General features: G+C 39.1%; 13 protein-coding genes. 4 read left to right on the top strand and 9 right to left on the bottom strand.

The annotated features are described in order from the left end of the window. Positions 1–53 precede the first annotated feature (53 nt). From ACLCDV_RS01520 to ACLCDV_RS01535, 4 genes are all read left to right on the top strand, one after another. The gene (locus ACLCDV_RS01520) at positions 54–1,010 is read left to right on the top strand and encodes a FecR family protein (RefSeq protein WP_317668717.1); all 957 of its coding nucleotides are present in this window, start codon (positions 54–56) and stop codon (positions 1,008–1,010) included. Between the two features lie 3 nt (positions 1,011–1,013). After that, on the top strand, positions 1,014–4,382 hold the full coding sequence (locus ACLCDV_RS01525; protein ID WP_411972770.1) for a SusC/RagA family TonB-linked outer membrane protein: 3,369 nt from the start codon (positions 1,014–1,016) through the stop codon (positions 4,380–4,382). Positions 4,383–4,492: 110 nt separating this feature from the next. After that, positions 4,493–6,028, top strand: coding sequence for a SusD/RagB family nutrient-binding outer membrane lipoprotein (locus ACLCDV_RS01530; RefSeq protein ID WP_333576834.1), 1,536 nt, complete (start codon positions 4,493–4,495; stop codon positions 6,026–6,028). A 144-nt stretch (positions 6,029–6,172) separates the two neighbouring features. Beyond that, positions 6,173–8,650 carry a phosphocholine-specific phospholipase C gene (locus ACLCDV_RS01535; RefSeq protein WP_411972771.1) on the top strand — a complete coding sequence of 826 codons (2,478 nt, stop codon included), beginning with the start codon at positions 6,173–6,175 and terminating at the stop codon, positions 8,648–8,650. Positions 8,651–8,768: 118 nt separating this feature from the next. Here the strand turns inward: ACLCDV_RS01535 and ACLCDV_RS01540 are convergent, their stop codons facing one another. The 9 genes from ACLCDV_RS01540 to ACLCDV_RS01580 form a co-directional block, all read right to left on the bottom strand. After that, a complete protein-coding gene (locus tag ACLCDV_RS01540) occupies positions 8,769–10,112 on the bottom strand; it encodes a TlpA disulfide reductase family protein (RefSeq protein WP_317668714.1) in 1,344 nt (447 codons plus the stop codon). Between the two features lie 12 nt (positions 10,113–10,124). Beyond that, positions 10,125–11,351 carry a thioredoxin family protein gene (locus tag ACLCDV_RS01545; RefSeq protein WP_411972772.1) on the bottom strand — a complete coding sequence of 409 codons (1,227 nt, stop codon included), beginning with the start codon at positions 11,349–11,351 and terminating at the stop codon, positions 10,125–10,127. Between the two features lie 45 nt (positions 11,352–11,396). Continuing rightward, on the bottom strand, positions 11,397–12,890 hold the full coding sequence (locus ACLCDV_RS01550) for a retropepsin-like aspartic protease (protein WP_411972773.1): 1,494 nt from the start codon (positions 12,888–12,890) through the stop codon (positions 11,397–11,399). Between the two features lie 75 nt (positions 12,891–12,965). After that, positions 12,966–14,528 carry a PKD-like family lipoprotein gene (locus ACLCDV_RS01555; RefSeq protein ID WP_411972774.1) on the bottom strand — a complete coding sequence of 521 codons (1,563 nt, stop codon included), beginning with the start codon at positions 14,526–14,528 and terminating at the stop codon, positions 12,966–12,968. 7 nt (positions 14,529–14,535) lie between these two features. Continuing rightward, the gene (locus ACLCDV_RS01560; RefSeq protein ID WP_411972775.1) at positions 14,536–15,318 is read right to left on the bottom strand and encodes a DUF4843 domain-containing protein; all 783 of its coding nucleotides are present in this window, start codon (positions 15,316–15,318) and stop codon (positions 14,536–14,538) included. A gap of 8 nt (positions 15,319–15,326) precedes the next feature. Next, positions 15,327–16,781, bottom strand: a complete 1,455-nt coding sequence (locus tag ACLCDV_RS01565) for a RagB/SusD family nutrient uptake outer membrane protein (protein WP_411972776.1) — start codon at positions 16,779–16,781, stop codon at positions 15,327–15,329. 2 nt (positions 16,782–16,783) lie between these two features. Further along, positions 16,784–20,266 (bottom strand): SusC/RagA family TonB-linked outer membrane protein, encoded by a 3,483-nt coding sequence (locus tag ACLCDV_RS01570; protein ID WP_411972777.1) that lies wholly within the window; start codon positions 20,264–20,266, stop codon positions 16,784–16,786. Between the two features lie 34 nt (positions 20,267–20,300). Continuing rightward, the gene (locus ACLCDV_RS01575; protein WP_201666729.1) at positions 20,301–21,416 is read right to left on the bottom strand and encodes a FecR family protein; all 1,116 of its coding nucleotides are present in this window, start codon (positions 21,414–21,416) and stop codon (positions 20,301–20,303) included. Positions 21,417–21,625: 209 nt separating this feature from the next. After that, positions 21,626–22,183, bottom strand: a complete 558-nt coding sequence (locus ACLCDV_RS01580) for an RNA polymerase sigma factor (protein WP_336835405.1) — start codon at positions 22,181–22,183, stop codon at positions 21,626–21,628. Between the last annotated feature and the right edge of the window lie 253 nt (positions 22,184–22,436).

Below are 22,436 nucleotides of genomic sequence, written 5' to 3' on the forward strand. Positions count from 1 at the left end.
CGCATCGTCTTCCGGTCATCTAGGTACGTATATGTATTTAAAGATGGGCATAGATGATGAATTCCAAAATAGCTGCTTTATATAAAAAATTCCTTAAGGGAGAACTTAGTCCCGAGGAAAACACCATATTTCTTGATTTGCTGACTTCTTGTGAGAGGGATGAGCTTCCGGATGTGGAAGAGGTGGTTGCGCTAGACGATCGTGATTGTGAGCTGAACAAAACAATTTCTGAAGATATTTTCTTTACAATCACCGGAACCTCGTTGACGCCGCCCGTAATACCTATTTGGAAAAGACGTTGGTCTGTCATTTCCGCTGCCGCTTGCCTACTGTTTATCGGTCTTGCTTGCCTATTTCAATTTAAATTTAAGGAACAACATGTGACTAGGGCTTCTGAAATTGTTCATTATTCCAATCCGACAAAATTTGTTAAGCAACTTGTATTGCCCGATGGTACACATGTTTCTCTTCGGCAAGGTGCGCATATTGAATTGTTGTCAGATTTTGATGCAGATAGTTTACGTCGGATAAAGCTTTCGGGGGAAGCATTTTTTGAGGTGGCTAAGAATGCTGAACAACCTTTTGTAATTGCCAGTTCTGGGGACTTTGATGTACGTGTATTAGGCACAGCATTTAATTTAAATTGTTCTGAGGGGCGTAGCAGTCTGGTGTTGAATCATGGTAAAGTACGCGTTTCGCGCGGCGGGCAATATTCATTTGTTACCCCTGGCCAAAAAGTCGCCTATGATGCGCGACAAAGACAATTTGATGTAGCCAAAACGGATACGAGCACTGCATCGAACTGGAAGAGTGATCTCTTGTCATTTAATCAAGTTCCACTCACGCAGATAGTAGATGATCTAAATAATCTTTATCCGGATAGCCAACTCGAATTGATAGACTCCTTCCGGACTGAAAGTTATACCGGTTATCTACCGGCTAGCGATTTGGAAAAGTCGCTCAAGATGCTCAATACTGCATTTAATCAAACAATTATCCATAAAAAGTAATTTATGAAAAGAACCAATTACTATTTAAAACTCATGGGAGGAGCTTTGCTATTCCAAACGCTCGCGCTTCAGACCATGGCCTCACAATTTTCTAGCAGTGAAGGAATCGGGAAAATCCTCACGCGAATGGAACAGAAATTCAACGTTAAATTTGGTTATGACGCTTCGATCTCGAACCAAAAGATCAATGAATCCGCTGACCTTGATAAATTGAAAAAGGAACAAATTGTTCAATTTATACAGACGATTTCGGACGGAAATCTTGAGGTCAAAAAAATTGATGAAAAGCTTTATGTGATCTCGAGAAAAACCGGCGCTGATGCAAGGGTGAAAAACGAAAAACCGGTTTCTAATACAGCCAAAGAGATCAATGGTAGGGTTGTGGATCAAGAAACGGGGCAGCCTATCGCTGGTGTAACCGTACGTGTTAAAGGGACTGCTGCTGCTGTTTCTACTGATGGAAACGGTCTATTCAAATTGACAAATACTGCGGAAGATGCTATTCTTCAGATTTCCTTCATTGGGTATGAAAGTATTGAAATTTTGGGATCGCAGGCTGGAACAATTAAATTGGTAAAGTCATCACATTCATTGGATGAGGTTGTTGTAACAGCTTTGGGGATAAAAAGGGAGCAAAGAGCCTTAGGGTATGCAACGCAGAGTGTGAGAGGGGAAGATTTGACGCGTGTGAAAGGGGTAGATGTTGGAACGACTTTGACAGGACGGATGTCAGGAGTACGTGTTTTGAACAGCACCGAGTTTAATAGTACACCTCAAATTCAAGTAAGGGGATTAACACCTATTTTAGTGATTGATGGAGTGGCTTATGAAAATTTGACCTTGCGCGATGTGCCGGTAGATAACATCGAGGATATGACCGTGCTAAAAGGTGCAACAGCCACAGCTTTGTATGGTAGTATGGGAGCTGGGGGAGCGATTATGGTTACCACGAAAAAGGGGCTTGGAGAGAAGGGAACTGAAATTACGGTCAATAGTAACAATATGTTCTTTTCGGGCTATTTAGCGCTTCCTGAGGTGCAAAGCTCTTATTCATCCGGTGAATTTGGCAAGTTCAATAACAATGATTACGTCTGGGGAGATAAATTGGACATCGGTCGTACGGCTTCGCAGTGGAATCCTTTGACCAAGCAATTGGAAATGCAACCGTTGACTTCTCGGGGGAAAAACAATTTTCAAAATTTTCTCGAACCTGGCTTTATATCGAATAACACGGTAAGTTTCACGAATCAAGGTGAACATGGAAGCATACGGACATCCATTAATCATATTTATAATAAGGGACAGTACCCTAATCAGAAGCTGAATATGACGAATTTGTCGGTTTCTGGACAGACCAAGATCAGTAGCAAGGTCGATTTGGAAACACGACTTGCTTATAACCGGAATGCATCGTCTAATAACTTTGGTGCGGGGTATAATGATCAAGGTTATATTTATAATATTCTAGTATGGACAGGACCTGAATACGATCTTCAGCAATATAAAGATTATTGGATGATTAAAGACCAGAAACAAAACTGGATGTACAATGGCTGGTATGATAATCCCTATTTGATAGCTTATGAAAAAACCACACCTAGTCTAAGCAATAAATTGAATGCGGCAATCACGCTTAACTATAAGGTTGCAGATTGGGGTAAATTTATGCTAAGGACAGGATACGATTATTTAAGTGAAACTAGAACACAACAAAACCCGATTGGGATTTATGGTACACGTGGTGGTTTTACGGATTTTGGCGGGTTTGATAGCAAGGGAAAATATATGAAGGCCAAATATGACGGGTTTAGTTCCAATAACGATTTGATTTTTACAGGAAAAAAATCTTTTGGTGATTTTGCTTTGGATGGATTGTTTGGCGCGGCTATTTTCTATCGTCAGAATAATAGTTTAATTTCCAAAACAATGAATGGACTATCTATTCCAGGTTACTATTCTTTACGTAATTCAATTGACCCGGTCAATTCTGTTGAATCTAGGGTACGGGAGATGCGAAATGCACTTTATGGACGCTTATCTCTATCTTGGAGGAATGCAATTTTTATTGAAGCGACTGGACGTAATGATTGGTCGTCAACGTTATCCAAAGAGCATCGTGCTTATTTCTACCCATCGGTATCAGGAAGTGTTATTATTTCTGATTTATTGCCGAGTAAACCCCAATGGTTGGATATGTTGAAGGTACGTGGTTCATGGGCTGTCACGAAAACAGTACCTGATCCATACGAAATCAATCAGGTGTTTAGGGTAAATAATAATGTGTGGGATGGAGCTCCAACAGCAACCTATGCGATAACAAATTCTGATTATCAGTATGATATCAAGGACTTTTCAATTTCTCCTACGCAACGTGATCTGACTGATGTGGGATTTGATTTTGCCGTATTGAAAAATAGGTTGTACGGAAATTATACCCGTTATTATCGTCTTTTGCACAATCAGGCCATCTATAACAATATATCCTCTTTCACGGGATTTAAATATCGATTGATCAATACGGGCGAAGAGCGTATGACTAAGGGGCACGAGATTACTATTGGTGGTATCCCGATCAAACGCAATCACTTTAAATGGGATGTGAGTTTAAATCTATCTCAAAATCTAGAATACTTCCATTCTTTGGACCCTCGTTACTCCAGTGATGCGTTGTATGTTCAAAAAGGATTGCGAACAGATTACATCACATCCAAAGATTGGGAGCGTGCTCCGGATGGACAGTTAGTATTGAATGCTGCTGGAATGCCTATATCGGCCAATTATAAAGCGCAACTGATCGGATACTCGGCTCCGAAATGGTTCTGGGGTTTGACAAATCAGTTTAGTTATAAAGATTTTTCCCTATCATTCAGTTTGGATGGTAGAATTAATGGTATGTCCTATTCGAACATGAATGCACGTTTATGGCAAACGGGCGCTCATCCTGATTCGGATAATAGCTATCGTTATGAAGAAGTTGTGAATGGGAATAAAACTTACGTAGCGCCAGGCGTGAAAGTGGTATCGGGATCAGTTAAATATGATAATTATGGTCGCGTTGCCGAAGATACACGGGTATTTGAGAAGAATGATAAGGTAGTTTCGTATGAATCCTATTGGAAGACTGCCTATTCAGGTAGACAGAATTATTGGGACGAAACTTTTGTAAAATTACGTGAGTTGTCAATCAATTATTCTGTTCCGACCAATGTTGCGCAAAAATTTAAAGCCAAGAAAGCCAGCGTTGGTGTAACAGGGCAGAATCTATTGTTGTGGACGAAAACCTATAGATTTTCGGATCCCGATCGAGGGCAAGAGGATTTAAGTTCTCCGTCAATGCGTTATATTGGTTTTAATTTGAACCTGACTTTTTAATCTTTTGCGCACATTGATAGGATCATGTATGTGGAAACAGAGGACTAGGGCGAATTACATTTTGCTTTTGTTGATCATGATTGCTTCAGTGGCCTAAAAAATATATTCTGATGAAAAAGAAATTTAATAATTATACATGGGGAATGGTTGCTGTATTGCTATTTACTACCGCGAGCTGTTCTAAATTTGAAGAAATAAATACTGATCCCGAGATGCCTAAGGCGGTGAATTCATCGATGATTTCTGAACGCATCATTTTAGGATTGGCAAATCCGCCGTCTCAAAAATCGTTTATGCAGCCTTATATGTTAACAAAAGAGATTGCATGGACTGAGCTTGCAGAAGGCTATCAGTACAATAATTTGGGGGAAGAGGAGTCTCCATTAACTGGATTGAACGATGCGCAGTATATGGTTGATTTCGCGACAACTGAAGGGCTCTCAAAATCCTATGGAGGTGTGATGCACCTGGCAAGGGCGATGCGGTTTTTTGAAGGTACAATGAAATTGGGGGATATTCCTTATCAGGAGGCATTACGGGGCGAATCGGATAAAATGTACTTTCCAAAATATGACACTCAAAAAGATGTGTTTTTAGGTATTTTGAGCGAACTGGAACAAGCGGATAAATTGTTTCAGGCAGGCGATAAATTCACTGGTGACCCCGTGTATGCAGGCAATACGCAACAGTGGCGGAAGCTTGTTAATACCTTTGCGTTAAATGTGCTTATTCAGTTGAGTAAGAAAACATCTGATACGGACCTGAAGGTCAAGGAACGCTTCAAAAAAATTGTTGATTCGGGAATTATTTTTACGTCCAATGCTGATAATTTTCAATTGACGAGATCGGATAAAAGCGGTCAAACCTATCCTTTCTATAAGGTGAGCAATAGCTTTGTGATCTATCCGATTGTATCTTCTGAAATTATCGATCCTTTAAAAAGCAGGAAAGACAGACGTTTGTTCTATTATGCTGCACCTTCTGCCTTGCGATTAGCCAATGGAAAACAGCAATCAGATTTTGACGCCTATGTGGGTGTTGATGTTTCTTTATCTTTTGGTGACATTGGTGATATCAAGAAAACGACAGATTATTCGAAATTGAACGACCGTTTTACAGAACTAGTTACAGGAGAGCCTACACAGCAATATTCTTATGCACAGTTATGTTTTGTACTGGCTGAGGCAAGTGCTCGCGGCTGGATTGACGCCCCTGCTGTCGAATGGTATAAAAAAGGGATTGAGGCATCAATGAAATTTACCGCTGATAATACGCCAAATCAGGATCAGTTCACGCATAAGATGCCGATGGATGCCAGCTACATCAGCACAGCATTAACTGCATATGGACAAGCATTTCCACAAGATAGTGAGAAGCAGATTGCTGAAATCATCGTACAAAAATATTTGGCAAGCTACCTACAGTTGAGTTATACACCTTATTACGATTACCGTCGTACGGGATACCCAACATGGAAGATTAATGCGAGTTCAAGTATGAATTCGGAAGCACCGACAAAGATTCCTGTGCGTTGGAAATATAAGGATAGAGAATACAATTACAATTCGGAAAATGTCAAAGAGGCGGTTCAAAGACAATTTAACGGTATTGATGATCCGAATCAATTGATATGGGTTTTGAAATAGCGTGCTAAATAAAAATAATCGTCCCCGCAAGTGAGATCAATCGTTTGCGGGGATTGTTTGTTAAAAACGTTACATAAAAAAAGACCGCGAATAGATATATTCGTTGTAACCATTGAATTTATAAGAGAGAGAACAAATTTATTTATGGATAGCAGAAGAGATTTTATCAAGAAGGCTTCATTGTTAGCTGGTGTTTTTGGCTTACAGAGTGCTATGCCAGATGCCATACAGCGCGCATTGGCGATTGAACCGATAACAGGAAGTACTTTTTTAGATGCCGAACATATTGTCTTATTAATGCAAGAGAATCGTTCTTTTGATCATAGTTTTGGAACACTTCGTGGTGTTCGGGGATTCAATGATCCACGGGCGATTAAATTACCTAATGGCAATCCGGTATGGCTGCAGTCTTCGGCCAGTGGAAAGACCTATTCACCGTTCCGACTGGATATCAAAAACTCCAATGCTGCCTGGACCGGAAATTTACCACATTCCTGGGAAAACCAGATGGCAGCCCGAAATCAGGGAAAACATGATAACTGGATCGAAGCGAAGCGTCCAGGGGGAAAGGTCCTGAAAGAGATTCCTTTGACCATGGGTTATTATACACGTGAGGATATTCCATTTTATTATGCATTGGCTGATGCCTTTACCATCTGCGACCAGCACTTCTGTTCATCTATTACGGGTACAACAACCAATAGGCATTTCTTCTGGACTGGAACCTGTGTGCCACATAAAGGGGCGAAGCCATTGGTGCGGAATTCAGATATTTATTTTAACCGTTGGGCACATTGGAAAACTTTTCCGGAACGCTTGGAAGAAGCAGGGATCTCCTGGAAAGTCTACCAAAATGAAGTCAGCATAGAAAGCGGCTTAGACGGTGAGGATCTGTTGGGGAATTTCACGGACAATAATTTGGAATGGTTTGCACAATATCACATTGAATTCAAGAAAAGCCATCTTGATTTTATGCGTAAACGTGTTGCAGAATTACCCGCTGAAATTCAAGAACTAGAAAAGGCATTAGCGAATAATAATACCGAGAGCGTACAAAAAACACAGAATAAACTCAAGCAGAAGCAGGAGCAGCTGAATAGCTACCAAAAGCATTTGGCACGTCTTACGGATCATGCTTTTCAGCAGCTTCCTAAAGAACAGCGTGCCTTGCATGAGCGCGCTTTTCAGACGAATGAGGGTGATTCCTTCTATCGTGAGACAAGCGTGGTGACACATGAAGGTGAAAAGATTACTGTTCCTAAGGGAGATGTTTTACACCAATTTAGACATGATGTGAAATCTGAGAAGTTACCTGCTGTGTCGTGGCTTGTGGCGCCACAAAGCTTCTCAGATCATCCGAGTGCACCCATGTATGGAGCTTGGTATGTATCGGAGCTTTTGAATATTCTGACAGAAAATCCCGAAATCTGGAAGAAGACTATTTTTATTCTGAATTATGACGAGAATGATGGTTATTTTGATCATATCCCTCCTTTTGTAGCCCCTAACCCAGCAGATAGCCATTCAGGAAAAACTTCACCGGAGTTAGATTATAGCGGTGAATATGTGAGTTTAGCACAGGAGCTTGCCGATGGGGAAGAAAAGGGTAATGCGACGGAAGGTCCAGTGGGGCTCGGTTACCGTGTACCTCTGATTGTGGCATCACCTTGGTCAAAAGGCGGTTGGGTCAACTCGGAGATTTGCGATATCACGTCGACGATTCAGTTTATGGAGCATTTCTTTGAGAAAAAGTTGGGCAAGCATGTGAAAGAGGAGAATATCAGTTCGTGGCGCCGGGCCATTACAGGTGATTTGACATCGATATTTCGGAAAGCTGAGGGAGCGAATGCTGTTGATTTACCATTCCTCGATCGGAATCAGCAGATCTATGCCATTGACCAGGCGAAATCGAAACCGCTACCTAATAATTTTCATGTTTGGTCGAAAGAGGATGCCGCAGGATTGCGGTCTAAAGGTCATTCCACTTTACTGGCAAGACAGGAGAAAGGTCAGAAAAACTCCAGCGCGTTGGCTTACGAACTTTATGTCAAAGACTCTTTTGCTAAGGAACACAGTCAGTTTCATCTAACGCTAGAAGTTGGCAATAAGGTATTTGGTAGTAAATCGCTCAGTAGTCCTTTTAATGTCTATAGTGGACCGAGCTATAAGGAGGGCGTGAAATTTTGGCCGTTTGCAGTTATGGCAGGTCAGGAACTAAGTTTTGAATGGAACTTGGCGGACTTTAAAGATCACCATTACGATTTGACTGTGTACGGACCTAATGGTTTTATGCGTGGATTTCAAGGACGGGAGGAACCCTTATCTGTTCGAGCGACGTATGAAATCGGGAAGAAAGGTTTGTTGACGGGTAATCTTGTACTGGAGGTCCATAACAAAGGGAAAAAATCATTTCATGTACATGTAGAAGATAATGCTTACAGCACCTGGAAGAAATCTATTGTACTTGCGGCAGGGAAATCTACGAAGTGGATTGTAGAATCTCATAAAACCCACGGTTGGTATGATGTTACTTTGCACGTGGAGGGGACCAAATTTGCACGCCAGTTTGCTGGTCGTGTAGAAACGGGTAATCATTCGAAAACGGATCCACAATTGGGATAATAAGTTAACAATTCATTGATAAGTAGCATCTCTTGGCGGTGCTTCTTTAACTATGCGAAGGGGCTATCCAATTTTGTTGGACGGCCCCTCGTGTATGTAGATGTATGGTAGGATTTTCTTATTTATTTATCCATTCTTCGAGAAGTGCCTTCAATTTAGGGTCGCTTGGTCTCGGACTATCGGCTGAGATCAGATTGCCGGATTTGTCGATGAGGATATAGCGTGGAATCGAGTTGACTTTATAGGCGTCTGATAGGGTATTTCCAGATCCTGCGTGTAATTGGATCCCTTTTAAGTTTTTTTCCTTTACATAAGCCTCCCATTTGGGTTTATCTTGATCAACAGAAACCCCAACAAAAGCAACTGATTTGTTTTTGAATTCCTCGTTCAATTTTTCCCAATGTGGTTCTTCTGCACGACAGGGACCACACCAGGTCGCCCACATATCGATTAAAACAACTTTACCTTTTAGGTCCGCAAGGCTAACTTTTTGACCACTAATATTCGGATAGCTAAACTGAAATGCAGGTACACCAGTTTTTGTCTCTACAAGCTTAGCTTCAACAATCTTTGCACGTTCAATCTGCTCAGGTAAAGTAAAGTATTTTCTATAGGTATTATTCATTTCCTGAAAGTCGCTGTAAGAGCGCGCTCCTTCGAGACGTTGTAGCACATATTGTCCTTTAAGCACATCGGGGCCTATCGCAGCAACCTGTTGATCAAATGTCGGTTTCGTTGCCAAATCTAACTTCCTGTACACCATATTACTCATGAAACGATCTCCGTAGGGAAATTTAAGAAGCTCAGTTGTGAGAAAGCGATCTGCATTAAATTGCGTATAATAATCGCTCATTTCCTCTTTGCTCGGGTGTGCCGTACGGGGCATGTATAAATAGGAGATGGCATAATACGCAAAATCGTAATCTACTATTTCAGGGAAAAATTTATCGAAGTTTGTGTTTCCGGTTTTAACTGCTTTTTTGATACCATCGAGTTTTCCTTTGAATTGTTCCACCTCAGGAAAGAAATCTACATAGGTACTCATACCACCCGGTGTTGTTCCTTTATCATGGAAACTTTTTGAAAGTTTGTCCCAATGATAAAGCGCCTCATTTTCGGGACTATTCTTGCCAATAAGTTCATATTCACTCGGTGTCAATTTTAAATTAAGTTCCTCACTGCCTTTGAAATAGAAGCGGAACAATCCCTGTTGATTTTGTGCGGTTCCGCTACCAATCGAATATAAGCCTTCATACTCTGGTGTGAAACGGAATCCAAATCGACCAGCAGCATCCGGAATAGCTGTTGCAATTTCTTTTAGTCGTCCATTGAGTACTTTGAATAGGCCTACACGTTTTACTTTAATAGGATCTGTTGTTCCGGTAACATTACTCGGTTGTTGTGCTAACACAACAATCGATGAAACGAATGTCGTCAATAATAAAATGGTTTTTCTGATCATGATTGAATTGGTTTAACTAAGTGTAAATGGAATAATTTTCTTGATATCTTTCGCTTGAAATAAATCTGGATTCTTTTTGTCTATGGCATCTTTCAAAGCAAGTATTTCTTTTTTTAGTGTGGAATGATTGGAGCTAGACAGATCAGCGTTTAAGAGTGTTTGCACAGATTTTGTCGCGTTTTTAAAGTCTTTTAGATAGTAATAAAGTAAGGTCAAGCGGTAGTTGTCGATGACATCTAGTTGCCCTATACTTTGCTGTTGCTGGTATTCGGCTAATATTTTATTTAGTATTTTAGGCTCCTTCGCTTGGTCTATGATGACTTGTCCGAACGCATTGCTTCTAAGATCCCAAGTCGTGTAAAGATTGAATTGCGTGATCAATTTCAAATAGGTATTGGCATCTTTGGAACTTGTGTAATAATTGGAGATAAACGTGGGTAAAAAGGTATCCCACAATTTGTCATTAAAAGTTGGACGAATATACGTGAGCATACTTTCTAAGCTGTCCAGCTGTTGCGCAGAACCATATTGTTTGCTTTTCTTTGATGCTATTGCTGAAATTTTATTCCGAAGTAGATTACTACCGTACATCTTGATGAGTTGAGGCAGGTGTGTGTAAACCCAATCGTTGTATTTCGGGAATGAGGTAACGCTATTGGCTAAAAATGCTGCTTCGCAGAAAAGGTCTTTTTGTTGATCCAGATAGCCTTCTAATTCTGCAAAATCGTGTTTCTCACCAGTCTTGATAAACCGCTCACTATAGGCCGCTGGATAGTTATTGTCCAGACTATTATTAAAGGCTAGAAATAATTCGGATTTGCTGCGTTGAACGGCTTCTTTTAACAAGGGGACAAATCGGTCTACCCCAAAGAACCCTGATTCGGTCAATAGCGTTTTTCCATCTGGATTTACAATAACATAAGTTGGGAAACCGGGGGCACCGTATTTTCGGGCCAGCCTTTTGCCGTCCATCTCCTTCATCACGTCGGTTTTGTAGAGAATATAATTGGCTTTGAGTTCACTGACCACAGCAGGGTCTGGGAACACTTGTTTATCCATCTCCGCACAAGGCATACATCCGACAAAGTAAAGGTCAATAAGGATAAGTTTGTTCTCTTTTTTTGCCAGGGCTTGACATTCGGCATAAGTTCCTTGAACTATTTTTTCCTGCGCATGCAACAGGCATGACAAGAGCAGACCACAACAGGTTGTGACCATATAGAAGATATTTTTTTTCATCTAATCTGTGTTTTGGGCGATTGTATATTTAGGGCCTCTCAGTTGTTAAATTGTAATCGTTTTATTGTCTGCAACTGTAATAATAATGGACTGTTCCTTTGCTTTTAGTCTTATTTCTTCAATTAGCATCGGTTTTTTCTTCAGTTGATCTGCGGTGTAATTGTCGATCCTGTGAATTATGGTCCCTGCTTTTAAACCATCGGGATTTTCAAGAGCACCTATTATTCCTAAAGCTTTCAGTCGACCAACATTGTCCCATCCAAATTGATAGTTTTTTACCAGAAAGTCTTGCGGGGCGGTATGTAGTTTATTCGGAGAAAAATGGACCTCATTATCTGCTAGATTGATTGTGATATTGTATCTGCTGAGGAGTCGGACGCCTATGGATCCGTCAAATCCTGGCTTCCATTGCTCGTTTGCAGTACTACCTCCCATTAATGTAATGGGTAAACCTTTTACGGCGGGTAGTGGTGAAATAGCAAATTGATAACTGTTACCGGAGAAGGTCGGTGAAGAGACGCCCATGCTTACGGTTGCTGCCTGAGCTTCGGGCTTAAATCCACTAACAAGTAACTTATTTTGGCGTACAAATGGACGGAAACAGATGAGGTCATAGGATGCTCCGGTATCGAATACAAAATGTCCTGTATACGTTTTGCCTTGTATGATTTCAAGTTGGCCGGGAAGAATCATTACTCCCGCGGGCATTGTAATCGGAACGGTAGTTCCTTTGTCTTTATATTGAAAATCTCCAAAATCATACAGCGAAATTAAGTTTTTGTCGTAATCGATGTGAGTAATAAATTGACGAATCAATGTATTACCAATGATACCATCACCTTCTTTACCCATTTCTGGGAATATCGCAATACCCTGTCCGTTTAATTTTAAGGTATCTAATAGAATGCTGTTATTGTCCGATACTTGAATTTTGGTATTGCCACCAACCACAGAAGCATTATTCTCTCTTGTGACCTTTAGGCCAATAGCATCGGCTAATTGTTGATTTACAGCCATGCCGTCCGCTCCAGTATCAAACAATAGTCGTAATGGTTTTTCGTATCCGTTGATTTTGACCTGGAGATAAATGGAGCCGTTCTTGTTTTCGAAAGGGATAATAGCACGTAATTTTGTTTTCTCCATGCGCTTGACCCCGTAGAGTTCGTCGAATAATGAAAGATGTATTAATTTACCAGATGAATCTAGTAAAGCGTGTGTATGAACCGTTTTATTTTCCGTACTAATTAGATCTAGGCTCATTAGAGAGCCTTTTTTTGTTTTTTTATCTGTTTTTGACTCAATTTTTGAAACGGGATAATTTTTAACAATTTGGTTTAAGCGAAACTTGGCTCCAGCATCTGTATGTCCTGCTATTGAGAAGTTGGAGGCCAATTCTCCAGCGATGAAAGCAGTGTCTTTCTGCTGGAACGCTTGAAGCAGCTTTTGGGTAAATATTTCTGTAGATTGTGCATAGCTACTGACCCAAGCTAAGGCACATAACCCAACTAAAATTGATTTTTTTGTTTGTATATACCACATAAAATTGGTTTTAAATACTTTTAACCATCTGTTTTTCTTAGAACCTTAGTGATGGCTTTAGATCTCCATAATGAATTAATAGGTACTCGGATAACTACTTTCAGAGACCCTTGGCGAGATATATAAGATTGATCTGGCGGAACCAGTTCCTTCTAAAATTTGAGTGGGAACAGATTCTAAATTTCCAGAGTTTTTCTTAAACATTCTTATTTTATAGTTTGAGCCAGATTTACTTCCTATGATAAAGAAATTGAAATTGTATTCCGGCTCGGTTGTGACGGCATATTTTAGATGTTTGATAAAAGTTACTTGTTCTCCACTTGGTACAGCATATTGTAATTGTTCAAAACCATTGCTAAGATTTCTGCTGTAAACATTGTTATTGGTGACAAAATATAATAGATTTTCATCTTCAGTCAACAAGGTATATAGTGAGGCATTCTGTAATAGAGAGCTCGGGCTTAAAGTTTCACTTTTAATAGTCAGTTTTGTTCTGTCGCCTTCTAGAAAACACAAGGATTTTAAGGAAGGATCCGTTTTATCTTTCAAAATAGCGTATCCCTGTCTTTTAGAATAGTAATCCGGTGCTGGTAGGTATGTGGTGGATTTGAATCCTAAATATAAAGCTGTTTTATTGTTTTTGACCGTAGGTAATGTATTCCCATCAACATTTGAGAAAGTCGTCAATGTAGATCCCGATCCATTTACCAGCGTAACAAATGAACTACTGTTGTTATCAAATAAAATAGGATCTACACTATATTGGCTTGCAAAATAAGGGGATAGGCTATATGAGCTATTATTGTCGTCATATCTTACTTTGCTCCCAAATTGGCCTTTGTTTACGCTATTGGAGTAGATATTGTATAATTCACCTCTATTAATAAGATATATGGCAGAATTTCCAACAAATGCACCCACTGGGGGAGCGATGTTTTGGTCTCCACCGATAAATAGTGTTGATTTGTCTCTGATTGTTTTTAAATTATTAATGCCTACAGCTTGTACATCTTTTTCTGTGGTGATAAATAAGGTTCTTGTATTTGCATATGTTGTAGGGTTCAAGATATTACTTTTGTATGCAGATGTAAAACTGAAATTACTTGCTTTACCCTGAAGTTTAGAACCATTCGCTGTGCTAAACGCGTTTTCGATTTTTCCATTGACCATGATACTTTGGGGGGTTAGAAAAAGATCTAGATCTGAATTTGCACCGTCATCTTTCAATATGTACCAACCTCTAGTAAAAGCAGTAGCGACCGTTAGTGTTGTAGTTTTATATTGGGCGTATCCTGTTCTTTTATTCTTTGCAAGGAACACCAGCACCCAGTCTTTTGCGTCTTCATGAACTGCATATTTTAGATTTTTCGTATGACTAATTGTGTCTACTGGAGCCGATCGACCTTGCACATTTGTTTCATATATGCCCCAGCTATATTCTAAATCACCATCTTTGTTTGAGCTGATCTGTGGTTCAATCTTGATGGTATCTTGAAATGCAACTGCTGTATACTTGTCTTCGATACCTTTAATTTCGATGTACTCTTCTGTATTGTATGTGTAGTTGCTTTTATCTTTAGCACAAGAGGAGACAATTAGTGTAAGTCCAATTAGTAAATAATAGAGAAACTTGTTCATATTCGTTTTAGTTTGGAAAGGTGATTAATTCTCCATTTTCATCTTTTAATGGATTGCCCGGGTGCGCATTGTTGTAATCGATCAATGCAGTGCCAAGGACAGATTTATAATAGTTGATTAGATCTATAGCGCTATATACTTCTGAAAAAAAATTGTCGTCCCATCTTTCTTGTGTAGTCTCAATCATAAATTGATGTTTTCGGACACTATATGCTCCAAAATAGTATTGAGAGACCGTAGTTGTCCAATTATTGGGTTTATTTAGACGATCTGTTATTTGGAGCTTACGCCAGAGTTTGCTGTTTTCTCCGAGCTTGAAATTGTTGTTTTCTACTAATTGAAATTCGAGATTTATCGTTTTGGCTTTTAATTCTGGATCGCGTAAGATAACAATTGGAACCTTTGCATGTACTGAATCGGCATTGATGCTATATGCATTTTTGAGACTCGGGTCGTCAAATGCTACATAATGTTTTCCGGGGATAGCATTATCGACATTTGGTAGATTTATTTGCTCAATTTTATAGCTGCGGTTTGTTTTGGACAATTTACCAATTGTATAAATGTCGAAGTATATGGTATCCCTAGTGATTTTTTCAGCATCGTAATAGAAAGTCGCACCTTTTAATGTATCCTGATATTCCGAAACAGTCGTTCCTCGCGGTACGATAGGAGGCCCAAACTGAATACGAGCTTCATCGTTAAAAATATAGTACTCATCTTTTGCACAGGAGATAAATATTATGGTGCATACTGAGAGCATAAATAGTATGGATTTATAGTTGTTCATTGTATTCCTTAATTAGATGATTCAACCGTTGGCATAGGTAATAAGTAATTAATTAAAGCTGCTGATGGAGCGAATAGCACTTGGATTTTGGGAACGTTTAACCTTTTGTAAGTGTAAAATGCTTGACCTTCAGCATAAAATTCTTTCCGATATTCTTTAATTATTTCTGATAGTAGGCCTGATTTGTCTTGTGGTATAGCAGTGGATCCAATATTCCGAGAGAGTCTGAATTGTTTAAAATAATCTAAACCTTCATTAAATGGTGCTGTTTCAGCTAAAATTAGATACATTTCACTTGTCCTAAGTAGTGGAATTTGTTTATAATCCGTGCTTACAGTAACGTTATTTTCATTTGTGAGATACTTTTTGATGACGTTATATTTTGAGCCGTTAGTCATGGTAATTAAATTCCATAAGGTAGCTTCCCTGAAATCGGTGCCGGTATTACCGTATAATTGATTTGTAATTGTTGTGGCCGATGTCCCTTTGCGGTAGAGGCCGTTTCCGAAATAATTTGTATAAGTTTTGGCCATATCATAAGCATAAAGGCCAAAAATTTGTTCGGTTGTCAGCATAAAATTTGATGCTGTATATTCGACGCCACCAGCTAATTGAAATTTAGGGGCATTTTTTTCGTTACGTGCTTCGATAATCTCTTTTGCAGCTAAATATGCTTTGTCGTTATCTCCATACCATAAGTTCGCCCTAGCTTCCAATGCCTTTATTGCATAGTAGTTCATGCGCATATTCCGGTAGGCGATAAAGTCATCATCTGGTTTAAAAGCACTACCATACCCATTGGGGTTGCGTATATCTGCCATTGAATAGTTAAGCATGGGATCTACTGATTTAATAAGTTCTTCTGCCTGTTTGATGTCGTTCAATAGTTGTGCTTTGTAGGATTCATAGGAAATATGTGCATTGATATTTCTTCCAAATTCTGTCACATAGGCTAATTCGTTGCCAATCGCAGGGTTTTGAGGCATAGGACCATACAAGCGCATTAAATCTAAATGGATAAAGGCTCTTAAACCGAGGCATTCCCCTTTTATGATTTCGTATATACCTGCTGTTTTTAAGACCGATTTTTTTAAATCGATTTGTTGCAGTATAGCATTGATATGAGCTATTGTTTTATATTGTTGGCTAAAGATTCGGTTAAATTTGTCGATTACCTTACTATCCGAGAAATTGTAAAGGCCCAATTGTTGTTCGACGGTGTTGTTTGTGACATCCCAACTTGACACTAAATTTTCAATGGTAGCAAAACTTAATTCTTTGCCATATGTACTTTCATTTTTTAGATTAATATAGACGCCAGTCAAAGCATCTTTAAATCCTTGTTCAGTATCAAATTGTTGATCCTGGGGAACTTGGGTTTTTGGTACGATATCCAAGAATTTGTCGCATGAAACTGTATAAAACGCAGTAGCAAGCAAGATTATATAGATAGATTTTTTCATGTTTAAAAAGTTGCATTTAAACTCAATGTAAATTGACGAGAAAATGGATAATTGGTTCCTCGTTCTTGACGAATAGTTGATATGATAAATGGGTCTGATATATTTAGTCCGACGTTAACATTTTCGAAACCGATTTTTTTAACCCATTTTGCATAACGGAAATCATATTGAACATTGAAATTCCGGGCATAAAAGGTATTCTCGTCTTGTACAAATCGGGATGTTTTATAAGTCGGCGTAGTATTTAATAGTCCTTTAAACGGAACAATATCTCCGGGCTGTTGCCAGCGGCCAGTATATACGCGTTGATCAACATTATTGGAATAATTCCCTGTTTCTACCCGGTCGGCCAGTGTTTTATTATACGTTTGTCCGCCGAACTTATAACTCAAGGCTGCAGTGAATGTCAATCCTTTATAGCGTACCATGGTATTTAAACTACCCCATATTTTAGGATCTGTATTTCCGACTGCTGTCACATCATTTGCATTCCATGTGTAGGTTGGTGTGCCATCCGATGATAAATATAGCTCCTTACCTGTACTTGGATCTATCCCAAGAGATTTTACAACCCAAATCGCGTTGCTAGAATATCCTTCTATATACATCTGCGCAGCATCGTACTGGTTTCCCTGTAAAGTTTTCTGTGCATCTTTCAAGGCTTCGGAGGTTTTAATGATCTTATTTTTATTATGTAAAACCGTTCCTGAAACAGACCAGGTAACTCCTTCTGGCTTTTTCATAAGAAAAACTGTTGCGTAGAATTCGAATCCTTTATTGCGAAGTTTTCCAACGTTTGATGTGTAGGATTCAAAACCATTAGATGCCGGGGTATTAATAGCCGAGACTAAATCATTGGTGTTTTCGATATAATAATTTGCTTGTAGAAGAAGGTAGCGATTGAATAGATCGACATCTGTTCCAATATTATATTTCATGACTTGTTGCCATTTGAGGTCGGGATTACCCATTCCCAATAAATAGGACCCTATCCAGTTATAATAGCGATCACCGGTGTAGTAAGCGTAAGTCGTGAGCGCCTGATAGGTGTCGAAGTTTGTAGAACCTGAGGTTCCTATAGACCCTCTCAGCTTCAGTCTGTTGATTTTTCCTTCTTTATTGAAAAATTTTTCTTCATCTATATTCCAGCCTAAACCTGCAGACCAAAAAGGTGCGAATTTCTTGTTTGATCCAAATTGGGATGATCCGTCATAGCGAAATGTACCATCAACAAAATAGCGATTGGCATAATTGTAATTTGCATTTCCAACAAATCCCAACGTTCGATAGAAGTATTCTCTACCACTTGGTTTTCCTCCCTTTTGATATTGTAAAGCCATTGATGGGAAATCCAGATTAGAATTTGGAAACCCCTCTGCTAAAAATGAATAGTCGGAAGATTTACTTTGTAAAATATTTGCCTCTGCCCCTGCGAAGATCTGATGTTTATCTTTTATTTTGGTCCTGTAAGATAGGTTCAATCCACCCTCATATCTCATTCCATTTGAAATTCCAAGAGCATAATCCCCTTTTCTAAAAACATCATCACCGGTATAATTTGCAAAGTTTGTATGTTCTGCGGGTCTAAATGCATCATTTTGGCTATTTGTTTTCGTAAAACTAAATTTACCTGTAAGTAGGAGATCCTTTATGATTTTCCACTCAACAGCTGTCTGGTTTGTGATTAGCGTTTCTTCACCTTTGTCAAATGTTTTTAATGTCGCATCATAAAGGGGATTAGTTGGTAAGGTACCCCTTACGTATATGTTGTCATCATTTCCCGGATCGCCCAATACTTTATTGACATTCCCATTAACATCGTAAGGACGCCAGTATGGGTTGAGTTTAACATAATCTGAAAAAGTACCGTATGGAGATTCCTGACTCTTGACATTATTAACATTCAGATAATTTCGAAATAATAGGTTGTTGTAGGTGTATGATAAGGTGATCGATCCATTTATTGTATTTCGTGAAGAACCTTTCATCACACCCGCAGTATTATTGTTCTGTAAGGTTGCGGAATACCGAAATTGCTGGTCACCTCCTTCAAGACGTAGGTTATTTCTCAATGCATGTGAGGTTCTTAAGGGAATTGCCATCCAATCCGTTTCTACGCCACTATTGATTTCGTTGAGAAGAAAATTGTAATATCTCTTTGAAGGTATATCTTGATAAGCATTTGCTTTGTCATAATAACCAGCTTGCCGCTCGAGTTCCAGTTTATCCCTTGCATTGAGGAGATGGTAGCCGCTTAAATCTGCCATCTCAATTTTTAATTCTGATCCAAAAGTTAATCTCAGCTTTCCCGGACGAGGCATTCTAGTTGTTACAACTATAACTCCATTGGCACCTCTGGAACCGTATAGAGCTGTCGCTGCGGCATCTTTTAATAGCGTAATAGCCTCAACATCGTTTTCATTGATATCAATCAACGCTTGCAATGTCGTTTGAAATCCATCTATTACTATTAAAGGCGTATTTAATTGCGTCTTCGTTTCACTTTGAATCTGATTAACATTTGGGATACTTGCATTCCCTCGCATTTGAATCTCTGGAAGCCTATTCGGATCGGAACCAAATAAATTGCTTTCAATGATATTAAACGATGGGTCTATATTTCGAAGTGATGTTACTAAGTTGCGGGAACCGTATTGTTTTAATTCTTTAGCAGAAATAGTTCGAGACGCTCCGGTGAAACTTTTGTCTTCTTTTTTAAAGATACCAGTCGAAACTATAGAAACTTCATCCAGAGCGGTATTTTGTGGCTTTAACTGAATGATCATTTCATCCTTATTCAAACTAGCTTTAACTTCTTTCTTTTCATAACCTACGGAAGAGATAATAAGAATTTCATTTAGTGAGGTTATGGGAAGGTTAAAGCTTCCATCAACTAGACTTTTAACACCTTTCTTTTCATCGTTTCTTAGTCGAATAGATGCCCCCTGAATAGGTTTGCCGTTTTCATCTAGGATCCTTCCGGTGACATAGCTCTGTAAGTTTTTATTAATTAGTTTAGTGTTTGGGATTGGTTTTGAGATAGGTTTAATAATTACAGTCCTATTAACAACCTCATAATCCAAACCATTTGGTTTAAGAATGGCATCTAAAGCTTGCTGTAGGGTGCTATTTTCGAGTTTAACACCCGTATCCTTAATTTTTTCGAGTACAACGTCCTTGTAGAAAAAACTATAACCAGATTGTTTTTCCAATTGCTGGAAAACTTGTTTGATGGACGATTTATTTGAATTGATAGAGATGCGCTGCGCATTTGTTGTGCCATGGAGCTGCATCAAACTGATGGTCAAAAGCGCCGAAACAAGGTGAAAACGCAGTTTGTTTTTTCGGTTAAATACGGTGGGTAATTTGTTGTCATTACTGCTCTCCACAAAAGCCCGAGGCCAGGTGACGGCGTCTGAGTTTGCTGAAATTTGGACATGGTTATCCCATGGGACCGAAGGTTTGGCCTTCCTGTTGTTTTGCATTAGGTTAATGTTTTATAAGTTCAGTATTAATAATTTAGTTTTTCAGTAGGATTGTTTTTTGTTGATTTTTATTCTGTACGATATCGAAATTCAACCCAGCAGTTTGGAGGACGGTTAGGATTTCCTGTAAATTCATCTGCTTATTGATTTTTCCACTGAATCGTTCGTTTATTTCGGAGTCGTCAAGACGGACGTTGAGATCGTACCATCTTGCTAACTGTTGCATGATTTCATTTGCTGTGGCATTGTGGAAGGTAAAATAACCTTCCCGCCAGGTTATATATTCGGCGGCATCCACATTTTTCTTACTGAGCGCTGTACCCTTAAAATTCGCTTGCTGGTTGGGTGTCAAGAGTATTTTCTGCTGCTGATGCTGTACTTCAACTTTACCTTCAACAAGTGTTGTTTGCGTCGTAAGATCATTATCATAGGCATTGATATTGAAATGTGTACCCAAAACTTTGACTTGTTGATCGGTTGTTTTTACGATGAATGGTTGTTCCGGATTTTTGCTAACTTCAAAATAGGCTTCACCATGCAATTCGACTAAACGCTCTGGACCTATGAATTTCGAAGGATAGCTCAAGGAGCTATTCGCATTCATCCATACTTTGGTTCCATCTGGAAGTACAATTTTAAATAGTTGCCCCCGAGGTGTTGAAAGCGTATTTTGAACGATGTGATTTGCGTTGTCATTATAGACAAGTTCTCCGTTTTTGATTTCCTGAACGCCTTCAATAGCTTGGGTAGCTTTACCTTGGTTATTGAGTATGACGACTGCTCCATCTTCAAAAGTGAGCTGTACATTTTCCTGGACAGGGCGTATCATCGCTACTTGCGCAGGTGCTATTTTGTCGAACACGGCATGCTGATAGTAGAAGTAGCCCATAGCAAAACCGAGCGCAATCGTAATCGAAGCCGCTATACGAATCCCATACCTATAGCCAATTGATTTAGGTTCAGGGAATGCCATACTATGATTTAGACGTTGTAGTATACGGTGCTGACTTGCTTGAATATCGTTATCCGTGGGCATGTTGTTTGCCTCCGCTTCTTCAAACCATTTTTTCAAGGTATCGTATTCGGCTTTATTTTCGAAGCCCAATAGATAGTTTTTGATTAGTTTTTGCAGCGTATTAGGTACTTTCATCTAGTTAAATCTGTTTATTCATTAGTAAGCAGTCTCTTTAAGAGATTTATGTTGCCTTCGACTGTTTCAGCTATGATTGAGTTATCAGTGATATGCATTATCCTGTATCACTTGAATACATCATGATGACTTCACAGGTCGTTTGGTTAGCCTTGTATAGATATAGTCATCGAAAAAACTAAAAGCACCTACGCTAAAATGAAAAAAAATTAAAAAAATGAGAGAAAGGTATGGAAGTCTTTGGTAACTAGGCGTAAACGTTTGAGAGCTTTGTTTATTTGATTCTCAACGGTACTTTTTGATAGGCCGTATTCTAGGGCTATCTGGTTGATGGATTTGTGGTTGATGCGGCTTTCATTGAAAATAATTCGGCAACGTTCAGGAAGATTTTGTATCTCTTCTTGAATGAGGTCCAATAGATAGCGGTAATGTAAGCGATCTTCGATTGGCGCATCATCGAGGATGATATCTACTTTATCGATATCCACCCTATGCTGTTCGCTATTTTTATTGAAGTAGGAGAAGGTGAGGTAGCGTGCGCCAGTTTTGAGGTAGGATTCGATGTTATTGATTTCTTGCAATCTACTTCGGTTTTTCCAGATACTCAGGAATAGATCATGTAGAATGTCTTCCGTTGCTTCTGTATTTTTAGTTTTGGGGTAAACATATTGGTAGATTGTTTTCCAGAAATGATTGTATAGTGCATCGAATGCAGTTCGGTCGCCTTCTGCGATTTGTTTTAGCCAAAGTGCAATTGTACTATCCATTTTTAGTTTTTCATTGTGATACAAAGGTATCTAAAAAAAAGATAGGGAAAAAAATGTTGAGTCGGGAGCTATTGAATAGTTCCCGATTCAACCTACTTTTATTTTTAATCCATTCTTCAATCAAAGCTTTTAATTTTGGATCACCCGGTTCTGGACTATCTACCGAAATTAAATTTCCGACTTTATCGATAGGGATATAATGATCAATTGTGTTGCTTTTAGAGAAAAAATATTGCAACGGTATTCTTTAGTG

The organism is Sphingobacterium sp. Lzh-3, assembly GCF_046764375.1.
GTDB lineage: Bacteria > Bacteroidota > Bacteroidia > Sphingobacteriales > Sphingobacteriaceae > Sphingobacterium.